20 protein-coding genes are annotated in these 19,845 nt (G+C 69.6%); 14 read left to right on the top strand and 6 right to left on the bottom strand.

What is annotated here, in order from left to right:
• Window positions 1-13 precede the first annotated feature (13 nt).
• Window positions 14-574: a DUF6817 domain-containing protein gene (locus tag ABT057_RS35110; protein ID WP_352347913.1), complete on the top strand. Its 561-nt coding sequence runs from the start codon at window positions 14-16 to the stop codon at window positions 572-574.
• A 28-nt stretch (window positions 575-602) separates the two neighbouring features.
• Window positions 603-1,094 (top strand): peptidylprolyl isomerase, encoded by a 492-nt coding sequence (locus tag ABT057_RS35105; RefSeq protein WP_352347912.1) that lies wholly within the window; start codon window positions 603-605, stop codon window positions 1,092-1,094.
• Between the two features lie 207 nt (window positions 1,095-1,301).
• Here the strand turns inward: ABT057_RS35105 and ABT057_RS35100 are convergent, their stop codons facing one another.
• Window positions 1,302-1,505: a cold-shock protein gene (locus ABT057_RS35100; protein WP_004984723.1), complete on the bottom strand. Its 204-nt coding sequence runs from the start codon at window positions 1,503-1,505 to the stop codon at window positions 1,302-1,304.
• Between the two features lie 284 nt (window positions 1,506-1,789).
• Here ABT057_RS35100 and ABT057_RS35095 point away from each other — a divergent pair, with 284 nt between their 5' ends.
• Window positions 1,790-2,638, top strand: coding sequence for a menaquinone biosynthetic enzyme MqnA/MqnD family protein (locus ABT057_RS35095; protein ID WP_352347911.1), 849 nt, complete (start codon window positions 1,790-1,792; stop codon window positions 2,636-2,638).
• 28 nt (window positions 2,639-2,666) lie between these two features.
• Here ABT057_RS35095 and ABT057_RS35090 read toward each other — a convergent pair whose 3' ends face one another.
• Window positions 2,667-3,800, bottom strand: coding sequence for a Kelch repeat-containing protein (locus ABT057_RS35090; protein WP_352347910.1), 1,134 nt, complete (start codon window positions 3,798-3,800; stop codon window positions 2,667-2,669).
• A 232-nt stretch (window positions 3,801-4,032) separates the two neighbouring features.
• On the opposite strand from ABT057_RS35090, the gene ABT057_RS35085 reads away from it, so the two are divergent.
• From ABT057_RS35085 to ABT057_RS35070, 4 genes are all read left to right on the top strand, one after another.
• Window positions 4,033-5,742 (top strand): serine/threonine-protein kinase, encoded by a 1,710-nt coding sequence (locus tag ABT057_RS35085; protein WP_352347909.1) that lies wholly within the window; start codon window positions 4,033-4,035, stop codon window positions 5,740-5,742.
• Window positions 5,743-5,797: 55 nt separating this feature from the next.
• Window positions 5,798-6,604, top strand: coding sequence for a prepilin peptidase (locus ABT057_RS35080; protein WP_352347908.1), 807 nt, complete (start codon window positions 5,798-5,800; stop codon window positions 6,602-6,604).
• A 126-nt stretch (window positions 6,605-6,730) separates the two neighbouring features.
• On the top strand, window positions 6,731-7,930 hold the full coding sequence (mqnC, locus tag ABT057_RS35075) for a cyclic dehypoxanthinyl futalosine synthase (RefSeq protein ID WP_352347907.1): 1,200 nt from the start codon (window positions 6,731-6,733) through the stop codon (window positions 7,928-7,930).
• 7 nt (window positions 7,931-7,937) lie between these two features.
• The gene (locus ABT057_RS35070) at window positions 7,938-8,384 is read left to right on the top strand and encodes an imidazolonepropionase-like domain-containing protein (RefSeq protein ID WP_352347906.1); all 447 of its coding nucleotides are present in this window, start codon (window positions 7,938-7,940) and stop codon (window positions 8,382-8,384) included.
• Window positions 8,385-8,412: 28 nt separating this feature from the next.
• Here the strand turns inward: ABT057_RS35070 and ABT057_RS35065 are convergent, their stop codons facing one another.
• Window positions 8,413-9,447 (bottom strand): chitinase, encoded by a 1,035-nt coding sequence (locus ABT057_RS35065; protein WP_352347905.1) that lies wholly within the window; start codon window positions 9,445-9,447, stop codon window positions 8,413-8,415.
• 307 nt (window positions 9,448-9,754) lie between these two features.
• Here ABT057_RS35065 and ABT057_RS35060 point away from each other — a divergent pair, with 307 nt between their 5' ends.
• The 4 genes from ABT057_RS35060 to ABT057_RS35045 are packed head-to-tail and all read left to right on the top strand — an operon-like array spanning window position 9,755 to window position 14,627.
• Window positions 9,755-10,147 (top strand): hypothetical protein, encoded by a 393-nt coding sequence (locus ABT057_RS35060; protein WP_352347904.1) that lies wholly within the window; start codon window positions 9,755-9,757, stop codon window positions 10,145-10,147.
• Window positions 10,148-10,165: 18 nt separating this feature from the next.
• Window positions 10,166-12,550, top strand: coding sequence for a bifunctional polysaccharide deacetylase/glycosyltransferase family 2 protein (locus tag ABT057_RS35055; RefSeq protein WP_352347903.1), 2,385 nt, complete (start codon window positions 10,166-10,168; stop codon window positions 12,548-12,550).
• A complete protein-coding gene (locus tag ABT057_RS35050; protein ID WP_352347902.1) occupies window positions 12,547-13,908 on the top strand; it encodes an acyltransferase family protein in 1,362 nt (453 codons plus the stop codon). Before ABT057_RS35055 ends, ABT057_RS35050 begins: the two co-directional genes overlap by 4 nt.
• Before the next feature lie 23 nt (window positions 13,909-13,931).
• On the top strand, window positions 13,932-14,627 hold the full coding sequence (locus tag ABT057_RS35045) for a demethylmenaquinone methyltransferase (RefSeq protein ID WP_352347901.1): 696 nt from the start codon (window positions 13,932-13,934) through the stop codon (window positions 14,625-14,627).
• Between the two features lie 135 nt (window positions 14,628-14,762).
• On the opposite strand, the gene ABT057_RS35040 is transcribed toward ABT057_RS35045, so the two are convergent.
• Both ABT057_RS35040 and ABT057_RS35035 read right to left on the bottom strand, forming a co-directional pair.
• Window positions 14,763-15,104 (bottom strand): PASTA domain-containing protein, encoded by a 342-nt coding sequence (locus ABT057_RS35040; protein WP_352347900.1) that lies wholly within the window; start codon window positions 15,102-15,104, stop codon window positions 14,763-14,765.
• Window positions 15,105-15,223: 119 nt separating this feature from the next.
• On the bottom strand, window positions 15,224-15,766 hold the full coding sequence (locus ABT057_RS35035; protein WP_352347899.1) for a GNAT family N-acetyltransferase: 543 nt from the start codon (window positions 15,764-15,766) through the stop codon (window positions 15,224-15,226).
• 70 nt (window positions 15,767-15,836) lie between these two features.
• Here ABT057_RS35035 and ABT057_RS35030 point away from each other — a divergent pair, with 70 nt between their 5' ends.
• Window positions 15,837-17,123, top strand: coding sequence for a geranylgeranyl reductase family protein (locus ABT057_RS35030; RefSeq protein WP_352347898.1), 1,287 nt, complete (start codon window positions 15,837-15,839; stop codon window positions 17,121-17,123).
• A 229-nt stretch (window positions 17,124-17,352) separates the two neighbouring features.
• Here ABT057_RS35030 and ABT057_RS35025 read toward each other — a convergent pair whose 3' ends face one another.
• A complete protein-coding gene (locus tag ABT057_RS35025; protein WP_352347897.1) occupies window positions 17,353-18,159 on the bottom strand; it encodes a C40 family peptidase in 807 nt (268 codons plus the stop codon).
• A 755-nt stretch (window positions 18,160-18,914) separates the two neighbouring features.
• Between ABT057_RS35025 and ABT057_RS35020 the strand changes: the two genes are divergently transcribed.
• Entirely contained in the window at window positions 18,915-19,274 is a 360-nt protein-coding gene (locus tag ABT057_RS35020) for an NADH-quinone oxidoreductase subunit A (RefSeq protein ID WP_007383963.1), read from the top strand.
• Window positions 19,275-19,287: 13 nt separating this feature from the next.
• Complete coding sequence (locus ABT057_RS35015) at window positions 19,288-19,842, top strand: NuoB/complex I 20 kDa subunit family protein (protein ID WP_055635348.1); 555 nt, start codon at window positions 19,288-19,290, stop codon at window positions 19,840-19,842.
• Window positions 19,843-19,845 lie beyond the last annotated feature (3 nt).

Genomic DNA, 19,845 nt, shown 5'->3' with positions numbered 1-19,845 from the left:
GACGATTTTCCTCGTGACGGACGACGACGTACGCATCGCCCGGGCCGAGGCCCTGCTGACGGACCTGGGCGCCGCGGACTCACCCCACCCCGGCGGCACCCTCCTCGCCCACCTGCGCCGGGTCCGCTCGCGCCTCGCCGACTGGGGCGCCGGCTCCGACCTCCAGCTGACGGGCCTCTGCCACGCCGCCTACGGCACGGACGGCTTCCCGCGGCCGCTGCTGCCGCTGGACCGGCGCGGCGAACTCGCCGCGGTGATCGGCGACGCCGCCGAGGCGGGCGTGTACCTCTACGCCGCCTGCGACCGCGGCGCCACCTATCCGACGCTGACCGGGCCGGGCGCCCCCTTCCGCGACCGTTTCACCGGCGCCACCCTCGCCCCCGGGCCGCTCGCGCTCGCCGGCTTCGCCGAGCTCAGCGCGGCGAACGAGATCGACCTCGCGGTGGACGATCCCGCCTTCCGGGACCGGTGGGGGACGCAGCTCCTGGCCCTGTTCACCCGCTTCGGCCCGCTGCTGAGCCGGGCGGCCCGGGAGGACTGCCGGGCGGTGCTGGGGGGTGCCGATTACCGGTAGGCGGCCGAAGCGAGGAATTATGGGCCCCATGAGCGACAACGTTTACTTCGACATCACCATCAACGACGAGCCCGCCGGGCGTATCGTCTTCAAGCTGTTCGACGACGTCGTGCCCAAGACCGCCCGCAACTTCCGCGAGCTGGCCACCGGCGAGCACGGCTTCGGCTACGCCGGTTCCTCCTTCCACCGTGTCATCCCGGACTTCATGCTCCAGGGCGGTGACTTCACCCGCGGCGACGGAACCGGCGGCAAGAGCATCTACGGCGAGAAGTTCGAGGACGAGAACTTCCAGCTGAAGCACACCAAGCCGGGCCAGCTCAGCATGGCCAACGCGGGCCGCAACACCAACGGCTCGCAGTTCTTCATCACCACCATCGTGACCAACTGGCTGGACGGCAAGCACGTCGTCTTCGGCGAGGTCGTCGAGGGCATGGACCTCGTGAAGAAGATCGAGAGCCTGGGCAGCCAGTCCGGCCGCACGTCCGCGAAGATCACCATCTCGGCGTCCGGCACCGTCTGACCACCCCCGCTGCGGCGGGCGCGGCCCCGGTTCCCCCTGGTCCGCGCCCGCCGGCCCCGGAGAAGCGGTCCTGGAGAAGGATCACTCCAATGGCGTGGCGGGCGGGTGAACGCGGGGGAAGGTCCGTGAAAAGGCAGGAGCCCCACGCCGGCCGGCGCGGGGCTCCTTGGGTACTGCTTTCAGACTGCGATCACAGGGCTGAGATCGTCACACGGGGGTGACGTTCTCCGCCTGCGGACCCTTCGGGCCCTGCGTCACATCGAAGGAGACCTGCTGGTTCTCCTCGAGGGAACGGAAACCCGTGGCGTTGATCGCGGAGTAGTGGACGAAGACGTCGGGGCCGCCGCCTTCCTGGGCGATGAAGCCAAAGCCCTTTTCGGCGTTGAACCACTTCACGGTTCCGGTAGCCATAAGCCCTCCTTGGGCTCAAAGGGTTGCCCTGCTCCAGAACCTGCAAGTGTGAAAGCAGTGCCGCACAATGCATACGTCTGAAAATGTCAAGAGCCCGCGGTTACATGCTCCGCAGGCTCTGTACTGCAAGGGAAACCAAACTGCAACTTGCGGCGAGCCTAGCATGCAGGCAGCCGAAAGCAACAGAGCTCAAGATCACGTCACCCGGATGTTTGAAGATCCCTTGGGACGGTTGACCCGGGGGCGGAGTTCGAAGGGTACTCCAGCGGGTCTAGTCTCGCGATGTGGACAAATCTCGCACCCGGCCGCGCGTCGGCCACATCCAGTTCCTGAACTGCCTGCCCCTGTATTGGGGGCTCGCGAGAACGGGCACACTCCTCGACTTCGAGCTCACCAAGGACACCCCGGAGAAGCTCAGCGAGAAGCTGGTGCAGGGAGACCTCGACATCGGGCCCATCACCCTGGTCGAGTTCCTCAGGAACGCCGACGACCTGGTCGCCTTCCCCGACATCGCCGTCGGCTGCGACGGTCCGGTCATGTCCTGCGTGATCGTCTCGCAGGTCCCCCTGGAGAAGCTCGACGGAGCCCGCGTCGCCCTCGGCTCCACCTCCCGCACCTCCGTACGCCTGGCACAGCTGCTCCTCGCCGAGCGCTACGGCGTACGGCCCGACTACTACACGTGCCCGCCCGACCTCAGCCTGATGATGCAGGAGGCCGAGGCGGCCGTACTGATCGGCGACGCGGCCCTGCGGGCCAACCTGCTCGACGGGCCGCGTTTCGGGCTCCAGGTGCACGATCTGGGCGCGCTCTGGAAGGAATGGACGGGGCTGCCGTTCGTCTTCGCGGTCTGGGCCGCCCGCCGGGACTACCTGGAGCGGCAGCCGGTGATCACCCGCGAGGTCCACCAGGCCTTCCTGGCCTCCCGCAACCTCTCCCTGGACGAGGTCGGCAAGGTCGCCGAGCAGGCGGCCCGCTGGGAGGCGTTCGACGAGCGGGTGCTGGAGCAGTACTTCACCACCCTCGACTTCCGCTTCGGCGGGCCGCAGCTGAGCGCGGTCGCGGAGTTCGCCCGCCGGGTCGGCCCGACGACGGGCTTCCCGGCGGACGTGAAGGTGGAACTGCTCCGGCCGTGACCGCCCGGAGGGGCCACGGCCGGAGGGGTCACTGGTCGATGTCGAAGGCCTCCACCGTCGCCAGTCGTGTGCCGTCCTCGCCGCCGATCGCGTAGACGCAGTGGCGGCGCAGGTCGTCGGGGCACGGCGCGGACGTCGCGGCCAGCTCGGTGCGCCGAGTGGGCAGCTGTGGCAGCGTCCCCCAGATGTTGGCCGCCGGGTTGTACGTCTCCGTCGCGTCGAGCGGATTGCCGGCGGCGTTGGCGCCGCCGACCGCGTAGACGCAGCTCACGTCCTTCTGCGTGGGGCAGGGAGCGCCCGCTGCGGCGAGCTCGCTCCGCGGGGTGGGCAGGTCGGGCAGGGTCGCCCATACGCCGGCCACGGGGAGGAAGACCTCCACCCGGCGGCGCTCGGCGTTGGTCGTGCCACCGCCGACGGCGTACACGCAGAGCTCCTTCCGTCCGACGACGGCGGCGGGGCACAGAGCGGTGGCCGCGGCCAGGCCGCTGCGGATCGTCGGCAGGTCAGGCAGGTACTCCCACCGGTTCGTCTCCGGACTGTAGGCCTCGACCGTACGGTCCGCGGTGGTGGTGCCGCCGATCGCGTACACGCAGATGCCCTTGAGGCCCGTGACGTTCCTCGGGCAAGGGGCGGCCGCGCCGGCGAGATCGGTGCGCGCGGTGTTCAGCGGCGCGACGGGGGTCCAGACGTTGGTGGTGGGGTCGTAGGCCTCGACCGTGGTCAGCGGGATGCTGCCGTCGGTGCCGCCGAACGCGTACACGCAGGTACTGCGGTGGTCGCCGGTGCTTCCGTGGTCGTCGGTGCTTCCGTGGCCCCCGGCAGTGCCGTGTTCGCCGGTGCTCTCCTTTTCGCCGCCGCTGCCGGGGCAGGGCGCGGTGGCGGCCGCCAGGTCGCGGCGCTTGGTGTCGGGCGAGGCGACATTGATCCAGGTGTTGGTGGCGGGGTTGTAGGCCTGGACCGTGTTCACCACATTGGCGCCGGTGGTGGTGCCGTCGATCGCGTACACACAGGCGTCCGTGTCCTTGTCCTTGTGGCCCGGCGCGCCGGGGCAGGGCGCGGTCGCCGCCGCCAGGTGGGAACGACCGGTGTCCAGTGACGGCAGCGTCAGCCACGCCCCCTGCGCGCTCGCGAGCGTGGGGGGCAGGGCGAAGAGGGGGGTCATGACGGCGACCAGGAGCCGGTGCCTGTGTGAACGCCCCGTCGGGGCGGGTCTTCTCAGGATTTTCACGGTTGCTCTGTCCTTCCGTACCGGCGACTGTCCGTCAGGATCAGTGCCAGCATTGCCCCGGGTGTTGTCAGAGCACGACGATGAATCGCTTATACGACCTAATGCTTATATGCGATTGATGGGATCAGTGGGATCGATGGCGCAATTCGGGGGAGAGGGGAACGTCATGCACCCGCTCGGAGCCGATGAACCCACGGCCGTCGGGCCCTACCGGCTGCTCGGCCGGCTCGGTTCCGGCGGGATGGGCCGGGTGTACCTCGGCCGCAGCGCCGGAGGCCGCACGCTCGCCGTGAAGATCGTGCACCCGCACCTCGCGCTCGACGAGGAGTTCCGCGCCCGGTTCCGGCGCGAGGTCGAGGCCGCGCGCCGGGTGGGCGGCGCCTGGACCGCGCCGGTGCTGGACGCCGACCCGGAGGCACCGGTGCCGTGGGTGGCGACCGCGTACGCCGCCGGTCCCTCCCTGGCCTCGGCGGTCACCGCGGCCGGCGGGCCGCTGCCCGAACACACCGCACGGGTGCTGGGGGCGGGGCTCGCGGAGGCGCTGGCGGCCGTGCACGCGCTGGGCCTCGTGCACCGGGACGTCAAGCCGTCCAACGTGCTGCTGACGGTGGACGGCCCACTGCTCATCGACTTCGGCATCGCCCGCGCGACGGACGGCACGGCCTCGCTCACCTCCACCGGCGTCTCCGTCGGCTCGCCCGGCTACATGGCCCCCGAACAGATCCTCGGCAAGGGAGTGTCCGGCGCGGCCGACGTCTTCTCCCTCGGCGCGGTGCTGGCGTACGCGGCCACCGGCGAACCGCCCTTCCCCGGCGACTCGTCCGCCGCGCTGCTCTACAAGGTCGTGCACGAGGAGCCGGTGCTGGGGAAGTTGGGGGAGGGAGCGCTGCGGGAGGTCGTCGAGGCCTGCCTGGCCAAGGACCCGTCCGCCCGGCCGGCACCCGACGAGGTGGCCGGGCGGCTCGCACCCGACGGCGCGGCCCGGCTGGTGGCGGGCGGGTGGCTGCCGGGTGCGCTGGTGGAGCAGGTGGGGCGCAGCGCCGTACAGCTGCTCAACCTGGAGGCGGCGGGCGCGGAAGTCGTGGCGGCGTCGGGGCCGGTGGGGTTCAGCAGTGCGTCGGTGGGAGCGGGGGAGCCGGTGGCGGTGGAGGAGCCGGTGACCGTGGGGGAGTTCGGGCCGCCACCGGTGATGGACACGCCGGTGCGGACCTCTGGGACGTCCGGGGTGCCGGGGCCCCGGGACGCCGTGCCGGAGCGGCGGCACGAGGGGACCGAGCGGCCCGGGAAGGTGTCCCTCACCGTGTCGGCCGCGGCGGCGCCCGGGGAGGGCGGGCGCGTCCGGCGGGTCAGCTGCACGCTCGCGCTGGCGGTCGCGGGGGCGCTGGCCGCGGTGACGGTCGGCTCCGTGTTCGTCTTCGACCTGCTGCCGGGCGGCGGCGACCGCGGCGGCGCGGACAGCGCGAGCAGTGCCGAGTCGTCCGCCGCGTCCTCCGCCGCGCCCTCCGTCCCGGCCGCCGGTTCGGGCGGGCTCCCGGCGCGCTATGTCGGTGTCTGGGAGGGCGAGGGCAGCGGCCTCGGCGGCACCCTCCCCATGGGCACCTTCCGGGTCACGCTCCGGCAGACGACCGTGGGAGGGAAGCTGGGCGAACTGCGCCAGACCGACGTGCTCGGCGGGGTCTGCGTCGACGAGCTGACGCTGAAGCAGGTGACGGGGAAGGAGGTCGTCGCCACCTCGGTGGGCGCGAAGAGCAACCACGCGGGCTGCAACCCGGACCCCCACACCATCCGCTTCACCCCGACCGGCGACGACCTGACGTACAGCTCGGACAGCTCCGCGGAGGGCAACCCCGAGGCCCGCATGTCCAAGGTGGGATGACCCGTGTCACCGATGATCCCTAGCATGGCTCGCGTGATCCCCAGCATGGCTCGCGATGCTTACGCCGCCCGGTGACCTCGTGCTGATCGTCCTCGCCGCGCTGTGGGGCGCGACGGCGGGGGCGCTGCTGCCGAGGGCGGCGTACCGCTTCTCCGTACCCGTGGAGGAGGCGGACGGCGGCTGGCGGATGTCCTGCCCGACGGGGCATCCGGTACGGGGGTGGCTCGGGTGGGCGCGGTGCCGTCCGTGCGCCGCGTCCGGTGGGCCGGTGGCCGCGGCGGACGCCGGCCGCCTCGCGGCCACGGCCGCCACACCGTCGTACGGTCCCGGCGGTCTGCTCCTCCCCACCGTCACCGCGCTCGTCTGCGCGGCCCTCACCGCGGCCACGGGCACCCGGCCGGAGCTGGCGGTGTGGCTGCTGCTCGCGCCCGCCGGGGTGCTGCTGGCCGTCGTCGACCTGCGGGTGCAGAGGCTGCCCGACCCGCTCACCCTCCCCCTCGCGGCCGCCGCGCTCGCCCTCCTCGGCCCGGTAGCCCTGCTGCCCGAGCACGCCGGGAGCTGGACGACGGCCCTGCTGGGCGCGTCGGCCCTGGGCGCCGGTCATCTGCTCCTCCATCTGATCAACCCGGCCGGTCTCGCCTTCGGCGACGTGAAACTGGCCCTCGGGACGGGCGCCGTCCTCGGCTGGTACGGCTGGCCGACCCTCATGCTGGGTACCCTCGCCGCGTTCCTGCTGGGCGCGGTGTACGGGGGTGTGCTCGTCGTGCTGGGCCGGGCCGGGCGGGGGACGGCGATCGCGTTCGGGCCGTTCATGCTGGCGGGAACGCTCGCCGGGCTGCTGATCGGCGCGTACACGGCCTGAGGCGAGCCGGGCGAAAACGCTGGCGTAGGCTGGCTTTGTCCGCCCGCCCGTCTCCCACCACCACCCCTGTTTCGAAGGCGCTTCGCGCCCTGTTCTCATCAACCCTTGACGAAAGGGACGCTCCCGGTGACCGAGAAGGCCGACCTTCAGTCCGTCCTCGACCGCGCCGCCGCCGGTGGGCGGATCACCCCCGAGGAGGCGCTCGACCTCTACCGGGACGCGCCCCTGCACGCGCTGGGCGCCGCCGCCGACGCCGTACGCCGCCGTAAGTACGCCGGGATCGAGCACATCGCGACGTACATCATCGAGCGGAACATCAACTACACGAACGTGTGTGTCACGGCGTGCAAGTTCTGCGCCTTCTACTCGGCGCCGAAGGACACGGCCAAGGGCTGGACCCGCGACCTGGACGACATCCTGCGCCGGTGCGCCGAGACCGTCGAACTCGGCGGCACCCAGATCATGTTCCAGGGCGGCCACCACCCGGACTACGGCGTGGAGTACTACGAGAAGCACTTCGCCGCCATCAAGAAGGAGTTCCCGCAGCTCGTCATCCACAGCCTGGGGGCGAGCGAGGTCGAGCACATGGCCCGGATCTCGAAGGTGTCGGTCGAGGAGGCCATCACCCGGATCCACGCGGCCGGTCTCGACTCCTTCGCCGGCGCCGGCGCCGAACTCCTCCCCGAGCGGCCCCGCAAGGCCATCGCGCCGCTCAAGGAGAGCGGCGAGCGCTGGCTGGAGATCATGGAGACCGCGCATCGGCTGGGCGTCGAGTCGACGTCCACCATGCTGATGGGCACCGGCGAGACCAACGCCGAGCGCATCGAGCACCTGCGGATGATCCGTGACGTACAGGACCGGACGGGCGGCTTCCGCGCCTTCATTCCGTACACCTACCAGCCCGAGAACAACCACCTGAAGGGCCGCACCCAGGCGACCCTCTTCGAGTACCTGCGGATGATCGCCATCGCGCGGCTGTTCATGGACAACGTGCAGCACATCCAGGGCTCCTGGCTGACCACGGGCAAGGAGGTCGGCCAACTCTCCCTGCACTACGGCGCCGACGACCTCGGCTCGATCATGCTCGAGGAGAACGTCGTGTCGTCGGCCGGTGCCAGGCACCGTTCCAACCGGCTGGAGATCATCGACCTGATCCGCAAGGCGGGCCGGGTCCCCGCCCAGCGCGCGACGACCTACGAGCACCTCGTCGTCCACGACGACCCGGCGAACGACCCCGTCGACGAGCGGGTCGCCTCCCACATCTCCTCCACCGCCATCGAGGGCGGCACGGCCCACCCCGAGTTGAAGCTGCTGGCTTCCAACTAGGCCCGCGTTGCTGACGATCCACACGGCCGGCGAGGTCCGGCGCGCCTGGGACGACGAGCCCCTCGAGGAAGGCGCCGTCGTCGTCGAGGGCGCCCAAGTCGTCGCCGTGGGCCCGCTGGCGGAGGTCCGGGAGCGTTTCCCGGGCGCACGGGTGCGGAGCTGGCCGGGTGTGCTCGGGCCCGCCCGGGTCCACGAGGGGCCGCTCCCGGAGGCGCCGAGCCCCCGCGAACGCATCCACGCGGTACTGAAGTCCGGTGCGGTGGCGGTGCTTGCCGAGCACACCGGATCGGCGGACCTGCGAGCGGCGGCCGCCCGCAACGACGTCACCGTGCTGTCCGCGCCCCGCCCCACCGCCATCACCGACCTCGGCCGCGCCGACCTCGCCGTGTTCGACGAGGCCGGCACATGCGTCGCGACGGTCTGCGCGGGACGGCTCGTACACCGGCGGCGCTAGCGCCGTGACCGGGCAGGCCCGGGGGCCGTCAGCTGAACGCCTTCGCGAACGCACCCGAACTCTGGTCCACGCCGCTGCAGTTGGTGAGCGCGTCGTCGGTGGAGGTGCCGTCCGCGCACTGCTGGTCGCGGAAGGTCGCCCACATCGACACCCACGCGATCGACTTCTCCTCGGCGAACGCCCGCACCTCGGCCGCGTCGGCCAGCGAGAACGTCTCGTTGTCGACGTCGTTCGTGCCGATCATCGAGGTGAGCGCCATGGCCTTCCACGCGGTCTCGTCCGCCGTCCCGAACACCTCCCTCAACTGTGCCTGCGCGGCCTTCGCCGAGGTGATGGCGTACGTGCCCATGTCGCCGGTGTACGACTCCCCGTAGTTCATCGTCATGATGTTGACGGTGGAGACCTGCACGTCGTACTTGTTCGCCGACTCCAGCAGCGCGAGGCTGTCGTCGTCCAGCCCGGACGGCATCACCGGGAGGGTGAAGGAGACCTCCAGGTCGGGGCGGTCCTCCTGGAGCAGGGCGATCGCCTTGGAACGCAGGGCGACCGAGTCGGAGTCGGTCAGGGTGTCCCCCTCGATGTCGAAGTCGGCCTGGGCGGAACCGGCCGCGTCCAGCGCCTCGCCGTACGCCTTCGCCAGCGCGGAGGCGCTGTCACAGGTCGTCGCCAGCTCCTTGCCGGAGGCCCCGCCGAAGGAGACCCGGACCGTGGCCCCCGAGTCCGTCAGCGCCGTGACGCGGGACTTGACCGTCGAGTCGTCCACCGCGCTCGTCCCGTTCCACTTCGGCGTACAGCTGCTGCCGCCGGAGATGACGAAGGCCAGGTTGTACGTGGTGGGGGAGCCGGCGGAGTCGTTGTCGGAGGCCTCGGTCGCGCTGACGTACGGCGCGTAGGCGGTGGCCGAGGAGGCCGCCTCCGAGGCCGTCGCGGAAGGGGACGCCGAGCTCTTTCCGGGCGGCCCGGGTGCAGCGTCCGTACTGCCGTCGGACCCCGCGGAGCACCCCGCCGTGGCCAGGGCAAACAGGCAACCGAGCCCCGCCATCGGCTTCAGGAAACTCCTCATTAAACATGCACCCGCTCTCGTGATTTCTATCCAAGCGTGAAAAGGGAGTACGTATTCCAAGCGAAAATGTCTCACATGAAGCCGCACAAATTTTGAACAGGGAACGTACAGGTACGTCATGGACACTGCACTGTAAAAACGGACAATCACTCCCACAAAAGGGGCAATCAACGCTGCCTTATCGGGGCCCGTCTCCGCAGGCGTTCTGGGAAACTCTCAGGAAAGTGACAGATTAAGGAGTTTCTCATGGGTCTCTCACATGTGTTTCTGAGTTCCTGACACATAAAGCTTCACTAATATCCGGAGAATGCAATCCGAGTCATCCGAGCCTTCCCTCGACAGTCGTGACGCCGTTCGCGGTCGCCGTCGCAAACGCGGCGACGACTCCGCCGAGGGGCCCGTGTTCGTCGACAACTCCGGACGCCGGTCCAAGCTGCTGCGCCGGTTCGGCATCCTCGTCGGCGTCGGCTGCCTCGCCTACGCGGCCGTCCTCGGTGCCGCCTTCATGGGCTGGGGCACCTCGCTGACACCGTCCTCGCTGCTGCCGTTCGGCGGAAACGGCCAGAACCGACAAGGACCCGGGGGCGGCATCCGCCCCAACGGCGGTGTCGGCTACCAGGTGGGCGTGCCCGGCGGCGGCGGCCCGACCGCGGTGCCCACGGACATCGCCTCCCCGTCCGCCTCCGCCTCCGCCAACTGACGGGAACGCCCCACCGCCATGACGACGACCACGACCCCATCCCGCGGCCGCCGCCGCGCCCCCACCCGGATGAAACGGGCGGCGGGCAAGGCCGCGGCGCTGCAGAAACCCCGTGTCATCCTCGCCCTGCTGCTCCTGCTCGCGCTGACCAGCGTGATGCTGCTCGACGGCTATCTGCGCGCCGAAGTCGGCGGCGACGAGCGGGTGCGCACCGGCGCCAGCTCCAGCAAGGTCCCGGACAAGGTGCTCAACGGCGGCCCGATCCTCACCTTCCGCGGCGGCCAGGCCACCACGGTCTCCGTACCGGACAAGACGATCGCGCTCACCTTCGACGACGGTCCGAACCCGACCTGGACCCCGCAGGTGCTGAAGATCCTCGAGGAGTACGACGTCCCCGGCACGTTCTTCGTGGTGGGCTCGATGGTCTCGCGCTACCCGGGCATCGTGAAGGACATGGTCGACGAGGGGAACGAGGTGGGCATCCACACCTTCACCCACGTCGACCTCTCCTACCAGAGCGACGCCCGCGTCTCCCGCGAGATGACCCAGACACAGCTCGCGCTCGCGGGCGCGGCCGGCATCACGACCACGCTCTTCCGCGCCCCGTACTCCTCCGAGACGGACGCCATCGACAACTACAGCTGGCCCGTCTACCAGGAGCTCGGCAAGGACGGCTACACCAGCGTCTTCGTCGACACCGACAGCAACGACTGGAAGAAGCCCGGCGTCTCGAAGATCGTCAGCCAGGCCACTCCGGAAGACGGCAAGGGCGCGTCGGTGCTCTTCCACGACGCGGGCGGCGAGCGCTCGCAGACGATCAAGGCGCTGCCCAAGTACATCAAGAAGATGAAGGCGGCGGGGTACAGCTTCACCACCGTCAGCGGCGTGCTGCAGAAGCGGAACGGCGGGCAGGGCGCGAGCGCGCAGAACACGGCCGGTCAGCAGAACACGGCCGGCCGGCAGGCTTCCGGGGCCCCCGTCTCCGGGGAACAGCCCGGGGGCGTGCCCAACGCCGAGGGCGGTCTCGGCGGCGGCAACGGGTACGGCAACGGTACGGGCACGGGCACGGGCGTGGGGAACACACGCGATCCCCTCCAGGCCGCCCACCGCGACGCCACCGGTGTGACCCTCTACGAGGGCAAGGCCCTCATCGCGGCGGTCGCACTGGCCGAGTGGACCGTCCCGGCGCTCTCGGTCGGGCTGATGATCGTCGGCGTGGCCGTCATGGGCCGCTTCGGGATGATGCTCATCCTGGCCCGCCGCCACAACAGACTCCGCAACAAGCGCCGCTTCAGCTGGGGACCGACGGTCACCCGCCCGGTCACCGTGATCGTCCCGGCGTACAACGAGAAGGAGTGCATCGCCAACACGCTCCAGTCGCTGGCGCAGAGCACCCACCCGATCGAGATCATCGTGGTCGACGACGGGTCCACGGACGGCACGTCCGAGATCTCGCGCGAGGCGGCGATGTCCCTCGGCATGACGAACGTCCGGGTCATCCGGCAGGAGAACGCGGGCAAGCCGGCCGCCCTCAACAACGGTGTCCGCAACGCCAGTTACGACATCGTCATCATGATGGACGGCGACACCGTCTTCGAGCCGGACGCCGTGCACCAGCTCGTGCAGCCCTTCGCCGACCCGAAGGTCGGCGCGGTCGCCGGCAACGCCAAGGTCGGCAACCGCAACACGATCATCGGCGCCTGGCAGCACATCGAGTACGTGATGGGCTTCAACCTCGACCGCCGGATGTACGACCTGCTGCGCTGCATGCCGACCATCCCCGGCGCGATCGGCGCGTTCCGCCGGGACGCCGTGCTGGAGGTCGGCGGCATGAGCGAGGACACCCTCGCCGAGGACACCGACATCACCATCGCCATGCACCGGGCGGGCTGGCAGGTCGTGTACCAGGAGCACGCAAAGGCCTGGACGGAGGCGCCCGGCTCCCTGAAACAGCTGTGGTCCCAGCGCTACCGCTGGTCGTACGGCACCATGCAGGCCCTGTGGAAGCACCGCAAGTCCCTCACGGACAAGGGTCCTTCGGGCCGCTTCGGCCGCGTGGGCATGCCGCTGGTGGTCCTCTTCCAGATCATCACGCCGGTCTTCGCCCCGCTCATCGACGTCTTCACCGTCTACTCGATGATCTTCATCGACTTCCAGGCGGCCCTGCTGGCCTGGCTGGCGGTCCTGGGCGTCCAGCTCGGCTGCGCGGCGTACGCCTTCCACCTGGACAAGGAGAAGTACCGCTACCTGCTGATGATGCCTCTGCAGCAACTGGCCTACCGCCAGATGATGTACCTCGTCCTCATCCACTCCTGCATCACGGCCCTCACAGGTGGCCGTCTGCGCTGGCAGAAACTGAAGCGGACCGGCGAGGTCGGCACTCCGGCGGGAGCGAGCGGATGAGCTGGGAACAGCAGGGCTACGGGCCTCAGCAGGGGCACGTGTCCCAACAGGGCTACGCGCCTCAGCAGGGCTACGGGCCCCAGCAGCCCTATCCGCAGGGGTACGACTACGGCCAGCAGCAGTACGCGCAGCAGCCGTATCCCCAGGAGTACGGGGCGTACGGGGAGTTCGGGGAGTACGGGCAGGGCGTCGCCGTCGAGGAGACGGCACCCCTGCCGGTGGTGGAGCCGGAGCCGGAGTCGGAACCGGCAGCCGAGGTGACGGACGCCAAGGAGGCCAAGGAGGCCAAGGAGGCCAAGGAGGCCAAGGAGGCCGAGCCGGTACCGCCGCAGCGGGACCGCTACTTCGACACCCTTCGTGCCCTCGCCCTCATCCGCGTCGTCACCTACCACACCTTCGGCTGGGCCTGGGCCGGCATGGTCTTCCCCTCCATGGGCATCATGTTCGGCCTGGCCGGCACCCTGATGGCGAAGTCCCTGGAGCGCCCCGCGCTCAAGGTCGTCAAGAGCCGGTTCCGTCGACTCCTGCCACCCTTCTGGTTCTGGGGCGTCTTCGTCGTCCTCGCGATGCTGATCCACGACTGGATGCCGAACTGGGAGATCGTCTACTGGATCGTCCCGCTGGGCGACCCCCCGGGCAACGCCTGGGGCGAGCAGGCCTGGGAGATCCTCTGGTACCTGCGCACCTACCTCTGGTTCGTCCTGCTGTCCCCCCTTCTCCTGCGTGCGTTCCGCCTGGCGCCCCTCCCGGTGCTCGGCCTCTCGCTCGCCCCGATCCTCGTCCTGAACTTCGTCTGGTCGGGCCCGGACAACCGGCTCGGCACCGCGATGTGGGACCTGTCGACGTACCTCTTCTGCTGGATGCTCGGCTTCGCGCACCGCGACGGCGTGCTGCAGCGGCTCAAGCCTGCCGTCGTCGTCGTGCTCTCGCTCGCGGCGATCGGTTTCGGCGGCTGGTACGCCTTCTCGCACCAGGCCGACTTCGGCACCTACGACCTGGACGAGGACCCGCTCGCGCAGGCCTTCTGGTCGGCCGGTTTCGTGCTGCTGCTGATGTGGGCGAAGGCGTACTTCGGGATCGACTTCGCCTGGCTGACCCGCCTGCGCCGGACGAACCGGATCGTCACCGTCTTCAACGCCCGCGCGGTCACGATCTACCTCTGGCACCAGATCGCCCTGATCCTCGCCGTCCCGCTGATCGACCGGTTCTGGGACGTGCCCGCCTTCGAGAAGTACCTCCCGCTGGAGAGCCAGTGGTTCATGTTCGGCATCAGCTGGGTGCTGATCGGCGGCTTCGTGCTGGCATGCGGGTGGGTGGAGGACGTGGCGGCGAAGAAGAAGCCGAGACTTCTCCCGTGAGGACGTGCTGTAAGAATGACGAGGTGACCCGCGCCTCCCTGAACAAGCAGCCCCATGAAGTCGCCTCGATGTTCGACCGCGTGGCGGAACGGTACGACCTGACGAACGACGTGCTGTCGCTCGGCCAGGACCGGAGGTGGCGCAAGGAGGTGGCGAGGGCGGTCGACGCCCGCCCGGCGCAGAAGGTTCTGGACCTCGCCGCGGGCACGGCGACCTCCTCCCTCCCCTTCGCGCAGACCGGTGCCTACGTCGTCCCCTGCGACTTCTCCCTCGGCATGCTCCAGGTCGGCAAGCAGAAGCACACCTGGCTGCCCTTCACGGCCGGCGACGCGACCCGGCTGCCCTTCAAGGACGACACCTTCGACGCCGTCACGATCTCCTTCGGCCTGCGCAACGTGCAGGACTTCGACGCGGCCCTGCGCGAGATGTACCGGGTGACGAGGCCGGGCGGGCGGGTCGTGATCTGCGAGTTCTCCCATCCGACCTGGGCGCCCTTCCGTACCGTCTACACCGAGTACCTGATGCGGGCCCTGCCCCCGGTCGCGCGCGCGGTCTCCTCCAACCCCGACGCGTACGTCTACCTCGCCGAGTCCATCCGCGCCTGGCCCGACCAGGCCGCACTGGCCGAGCACCTGCGCAAGGCCGGCTGGTCCAAGGTCGCCTGGCGCAACCTCACCGGCGGCGTGGTGACCCTGCACCGCGGCTTCAAGCAGCCCTGAACCACCTGGCGTCCCTGGGCCACCTGGCGTCCCTGAGGGCCCCGTGGTCCCCGAGAGGCCTGTCGGCTCTGATCGGGCCTCTCGGCTCTGGTCGGGCCCGTCGGCCCCGATCGGGCTTCGGCCGTCTGCCGGCCCTTACATGGCGATCGGTTCGAAGGGGTCCGGTCGGCGGTCCAGCTCGCGCTGCAGCCCGCCTCCGCCCGGTCTCGGTACGCGCGGCTCGCGGACTCCCGCGCCTCCGCCGCCCTCGCCCTCGGCGAAGTCGAACCACACGGTGACGACGGCCCCGCGCGGCACCTCCACCCCGGGCGGTGGGTACTGCCGTACGACGTAGTCGACGACGGCGCGGTGGAAGTCGGGCCGGTCGGGTGCGGCCAGCAGCACGCCTTGCGCCATGGCCGTCTCGCGCGCGTCCACGGCCATCAGACCGACGAACCGCGGCACGCGCACTTCGGGTGTTTTGGGCGGTATGAGCACAGATGTCACCCCCAGCGGTACTGGAAGGGTAACCGCCTGGGGGTGCCGTTCGGAAGCGCTGAGTGTTGATCCGTGACTTTTTGCTACTCAGCGTAATCAAATCTGGGGTGTGGAGCGGCTTACGAGGCCTGGAGGTCCAGCCGGTAGCAGTGCCCCTCCCGTCCCGACTCCGGGGTCCTGAAGACCTCCGCGAGCCGCATGCCCAGACGCTGGGTCACCGCGATCGACCGGGCATTCGTGGACTGCACCATCGCCACCACGCTCGGCACCCCGGCCGCCCGCACCCGCTCGATCGTCATCCGCGCGGCCGCCGTGGCATACCCCTGCCCCCAGTGTTCCCGGCCGAGCCGCCACCCGATCTCGATCTCGCCGGCCGGCCCCCACGTCTGCTCCCACGGCTGCGCGCCGGTGAACCCGACGACCCGGTCCTCCCCGTCCAGCATGGTCCACAGGCAGAAGCCGCGCTCCGCGTCGTGCCGGCGCTGGCGGGCGGTGAGCTCCTCGTAGACCGAGAGCTCCGCGGGCCGGCCGCCGTGGAACTCCATGACGTCCGGGTGGCCGAAGATCCGGTGCCAGGCGACCGCGTCCTCGTCCGTGGGGACACGCAGCCGTACTACGGGGAGAGCTCGGTTCACGGGGCAGCCCTTCAGCCGGGTGATCAATTCTGCTGAATAGACTGCCCATGTCCAGTGCCGGTCGGCACGCAGATTCCGAACTTGGGGAGATCCCGCCGTGACCGAGCCCCTCTCCGAAAACACCGCCGATGTGATCGTCGTCGGCGCGGGGCCAGCCGGCTCCACGACCGCCTACTACCTCGCCAAGGCCGGACTCGACGTACTCCTGCTGGAGAAGACCGAGTTCCCGCGGGAGAAGGTCTGCGGCGACGGCCTCACCCCGCGCGCCACCAAGCAGCTCGTGGCCATGGGCATCGACATCTCCGAGGAGGCCGGCTGGCTGCGCAACAAGGGGCTGCGCATCATCGGCGGCGGGGTCCGCCTCCAGCTGGACTGGCCGGATCTCGCCTCCTTCCCGGACTACGGCCTCGTCCGCAAGCGCGACGACTTCGACGAGCAGCTCGCCCGCCAGGCCCAGAAGGCCGGCGCCCGTCTCTACGAGCGCTGCAACGTCGGCGCCCCGATCGTCGACGACCGCACCGGCCGGATCACCGGTGTGCACGCCAAGCTCGGCGAGGAGAAGCGCGAAGTCACCTTCCACGCCCCCTTGGTGGTGGCCGCCGACGGCAACTCGACCCGGCTGTCGCTCGCGATGGGCCTGCACCGCCGCGAGGACCGCCCGATGGGCGTCGCGGTCCGCACCTACTTCACCTCCCCGCGCCACGAGGACGACTACCTGGAGTCCTGGCTGGAGCTGTGGGACCGCCGGGGGCCGGGCGAGGACCGGCTGCTGCCCGGCTACGGCTGGATCTTCGGCATGGGCGACGGTACTTCGAACGTCGGCCTCGGGGTTCTGAACACCTCCGCCTCCTTCAAGGAGCTCGACTGGCGCGAGGTCCTCAAGGCGTGGTGCGCGTCCATGCCGGAGGACTGGGGCTACACCCCCGAAAACATGACCGGCCCGATCCGCGGCGCCGCCCTGCCCATGGCCTTCAACCGCAAGCCGCACTACACCAAGGGCCTCCTGCTGGTCGGTGACGCCGGCGGCCTGGTGAACCCGTTCAACGGCGAGGGCATCGCCTACGCCATGGAGTCCGGCCAGATCGCCGCCGAGGTCATCGTCCAGGCCCACGCGCGTGCCACCCCCGCCCAGCGCGAACTGGCCCTGCGCCGCTACCCGCAGATCCTCGCGGACACCTACGGCGGCTACTACACGCTGGGCCGCGCCTTCGTGAAGCTCATCGGCAACCCGAAGGTCATGAAGATCGCCGCTCAGCGCGGTCTCACCCACCCGCTGTTGATGAAGTTCACGCTGAAGATGCTCGCCAACCTGACCGACCCGACGGGCGGCGACGCGATGGACCGCATCATCAACGGGCTGAGCAAGGTGGCCCCGAAGGCCTGAGACGGAGCCGTGGGCCCACGGTCCCAGGCCGCATCGGCCGTGAGCGAAGCCGCCTTGGCGGCCCGGCGCGCGAACACCTCGTCCCGCCGGTCCGCCATCTGCCGCGGTGCGTCGCTCCGGCTCCGTCGGCGTCCCCTGGACGCACACACACGGCTGGTTGAAGGCAGCGCGAAGGGCCGCTGCCCCCGAGTGGCTGCGGCCCTTACGCGCGAGAGTCGCGGGGGTGCTGTCAGAGCACCCGCACCGCGCCGCTCGGCGGGTCGTACGAGAGAGGCTTCTCGACCACACCGGTGGACGGGTTCTGCGCGCCGACGAACATGCCGTCGCCGACGTAGATCGCCACGTGGTACGCGCTGCCCGCGCTTCCCCAGTACAGGATGTCGCCCGGCTGCAGGTTGTCCAGCGAGACCTGGGTACCGAAGGTCGACTGGTCCTGCGAGACGCGCGGCAGGTCGACGCCGACCTGCTTGAAGGCGGTCTGCATGAGACCCGAGCAGTCCCAGGAGTTGGGGCCCGTGCCGCCGGAGACGTAGGCGTCGCCGATCTGAGCCTTGGCGAAGGCGATGACGGCCGCGGCCGACCCGGTCGCCGTGGAGCTGCTCGTGCTGGTGGAGCTGCTGCTGCTCGCCGTGGAGCTGAGCGTGGTCCGCTCGGCGGAGCGCGTGGCCCGCTCGGCGGCGGCCTTGCGGGCGGCCTCGGCCTTCTTCTTCGCCTCGGCCTTCTTGGCGTCGGCGAGGTCCTTCTTGGCCTCCTTGGCGGCGGCAGCGGCGGCCGCGTCACGCTCGGCGTTGAGCTGGTAGTTCGCGGCAGCCTGCTGCGTGGCCTGTGCGGACTGCGCCACCTGGGCGGCCAGGTCGCCGGTGAACACGGGCAGTTCGAGCGTCTGTGTCACCGGCTCGGCGGCGTTGGCCGAACCGGCCGCCGTGGCGACGGCCAGCGTGCCGAGTACACCACTGGCGACTCCGGTCCGCATCGCGATCGTCGACGCGCTGCGGCGGGGTTTCCGGTGGCTGCGTATGTGAGCGGTGTGGGACATGAGTCCAACCGGTATCAGGGGCTCCTCCATACCTACAAGAAACGTGTGCTGCGCCACATTTGTTCAACGCGACCCCCGAACGCCGTTCACGCCGCTCTTTATTGACGCCGTAACGGACATTGCAGACACGGGTGATCAGGCCTGTGATCAAGGCCTTTCACTGTTACGTCCGAATTGCCCTCGGCCTACCATCGGTTGGGATCGTTGGCCAACCCCGGTTCTCATGGGTCTCTCATCGATGTGGCGGAGGTCACGGAAAGGTCACCGGCAGGGGTGCGTCACGCGCGTAGATCGACTGGTCGCGGGAGTCCCCGTCCGCTCGTGAATGTGTGCACGTGTCCACATCCGGCTTACGCCTCCCTCTGATGTGTGAACGCGGGCCACTATCAGCCCATGATGTCCATCGCCAATTTGCATGCAAGGGAACTCTCTTGATATTGAGACGCCCCTCTCGGCCTGCGGCGACGAGCGCAAATGTCACTTCTTGTGATCACTCTGACGCTTCGAGTACGAAGATCACCGCTGATATGACTTCATGATCCTTCGTCAGGTGGTGGAGATCACAAAGCTTGTGCAATACCCCGTGTCGCAGATCACAGAGTGGCGGGCATAGGATGCGAGGCAGTTGGGCTTGTGACCTGCTTCACATGTTCGCGATCTTCGTCGGGACGGGCGAGGTTCGTGGGGCCGGTGAGGCTGGTGTGAGTCCGATGCCATCGCCAGCAGTCAGTGCCGACTGAGAGGAGCGAGGAGCGGTGAACGCGTATGCGCCCATCCTCGTACTGGGAGCCCTCGGGGCAGGCTTTGCGATCTTCTCCGTGGTCATGGCCACGCTGATCGGGCCGAAGCGGTACAACCGCGCCAAGCTCGAGGCCTATGAGTGCGGTATCGAGCCGACCCCCACGCCGGCCGGCGGCGGGCGCTTCCCCATCAAGTACTACCTGACGGCGATGCTCTTCATCGTCTTCGACATCGAGATCGTCTTCCTCTACCCCTGGGCCGTCACCTTCGACGCCCTGGGTGTTTTCGGGCTCGTGGAGATGCTGCTCTTCGTGCTCACCGTCTTCGTCGCGTACGCGTACGTATGGCGGCGCGGCGGCCTGGAATGGGACTGAGGGGCCTTTAGTCATGGGACTCGAAGAAAAACTGCCGAGCGGCTTCCTGCTGACCACCGTCGAACAGGCCGCGGGCTGGGTGCGCAAGGCATCCGTCTTCCCCGCCACCTTCGGCCTCGCCTGCTGCGCCATCGAGATGATGACCACCGGCGCAGGCCGCTACGACCTGGCGCGCTTCGGCATGGAGGTCTTCCGTGGATCACCGCGCCAGGCCGACCTGATGATCGTGGCCGGCCGGGTGAGCCAGAAGATGGCGCCGGTGCTGCGGCAGGTCTACGACCAGATGCCGAACCCGAAGTGGGTCATCTCCATGGGCGTGTGCGCGTCCTCGGGCGGCATGTTCAACAACTACGCGATCGTCCAGGGCGTCGACCACATCGTCCCCGTCGACATCTACCTCCCCGGCTGCCCCCCGCGCCCCGAGATGCTGATGGACGCGATCCTCAAGCTGCATCACAAGATCCAGAACTCCAAGCTGGGCGTGAACGCCGAGGAAGCGGCCCGTGAGGCGGAGGAAGCGGCCCTCAAGGCCCTGCCCACGATCGAGATGAAGGGGCTGCTGCGGTGAGCG

The organism is Streptomyces sp. NPDC002588 (assembly GCF_040295925.1).
GTDB lineage: Bacteria > Actinomycetota > Actinomycetes > Streptomycetales > Streptomycetaceae > Streptomyces.
This window is presented reverse-complemented; position numbering and strand designations above follow the sequence as displayed.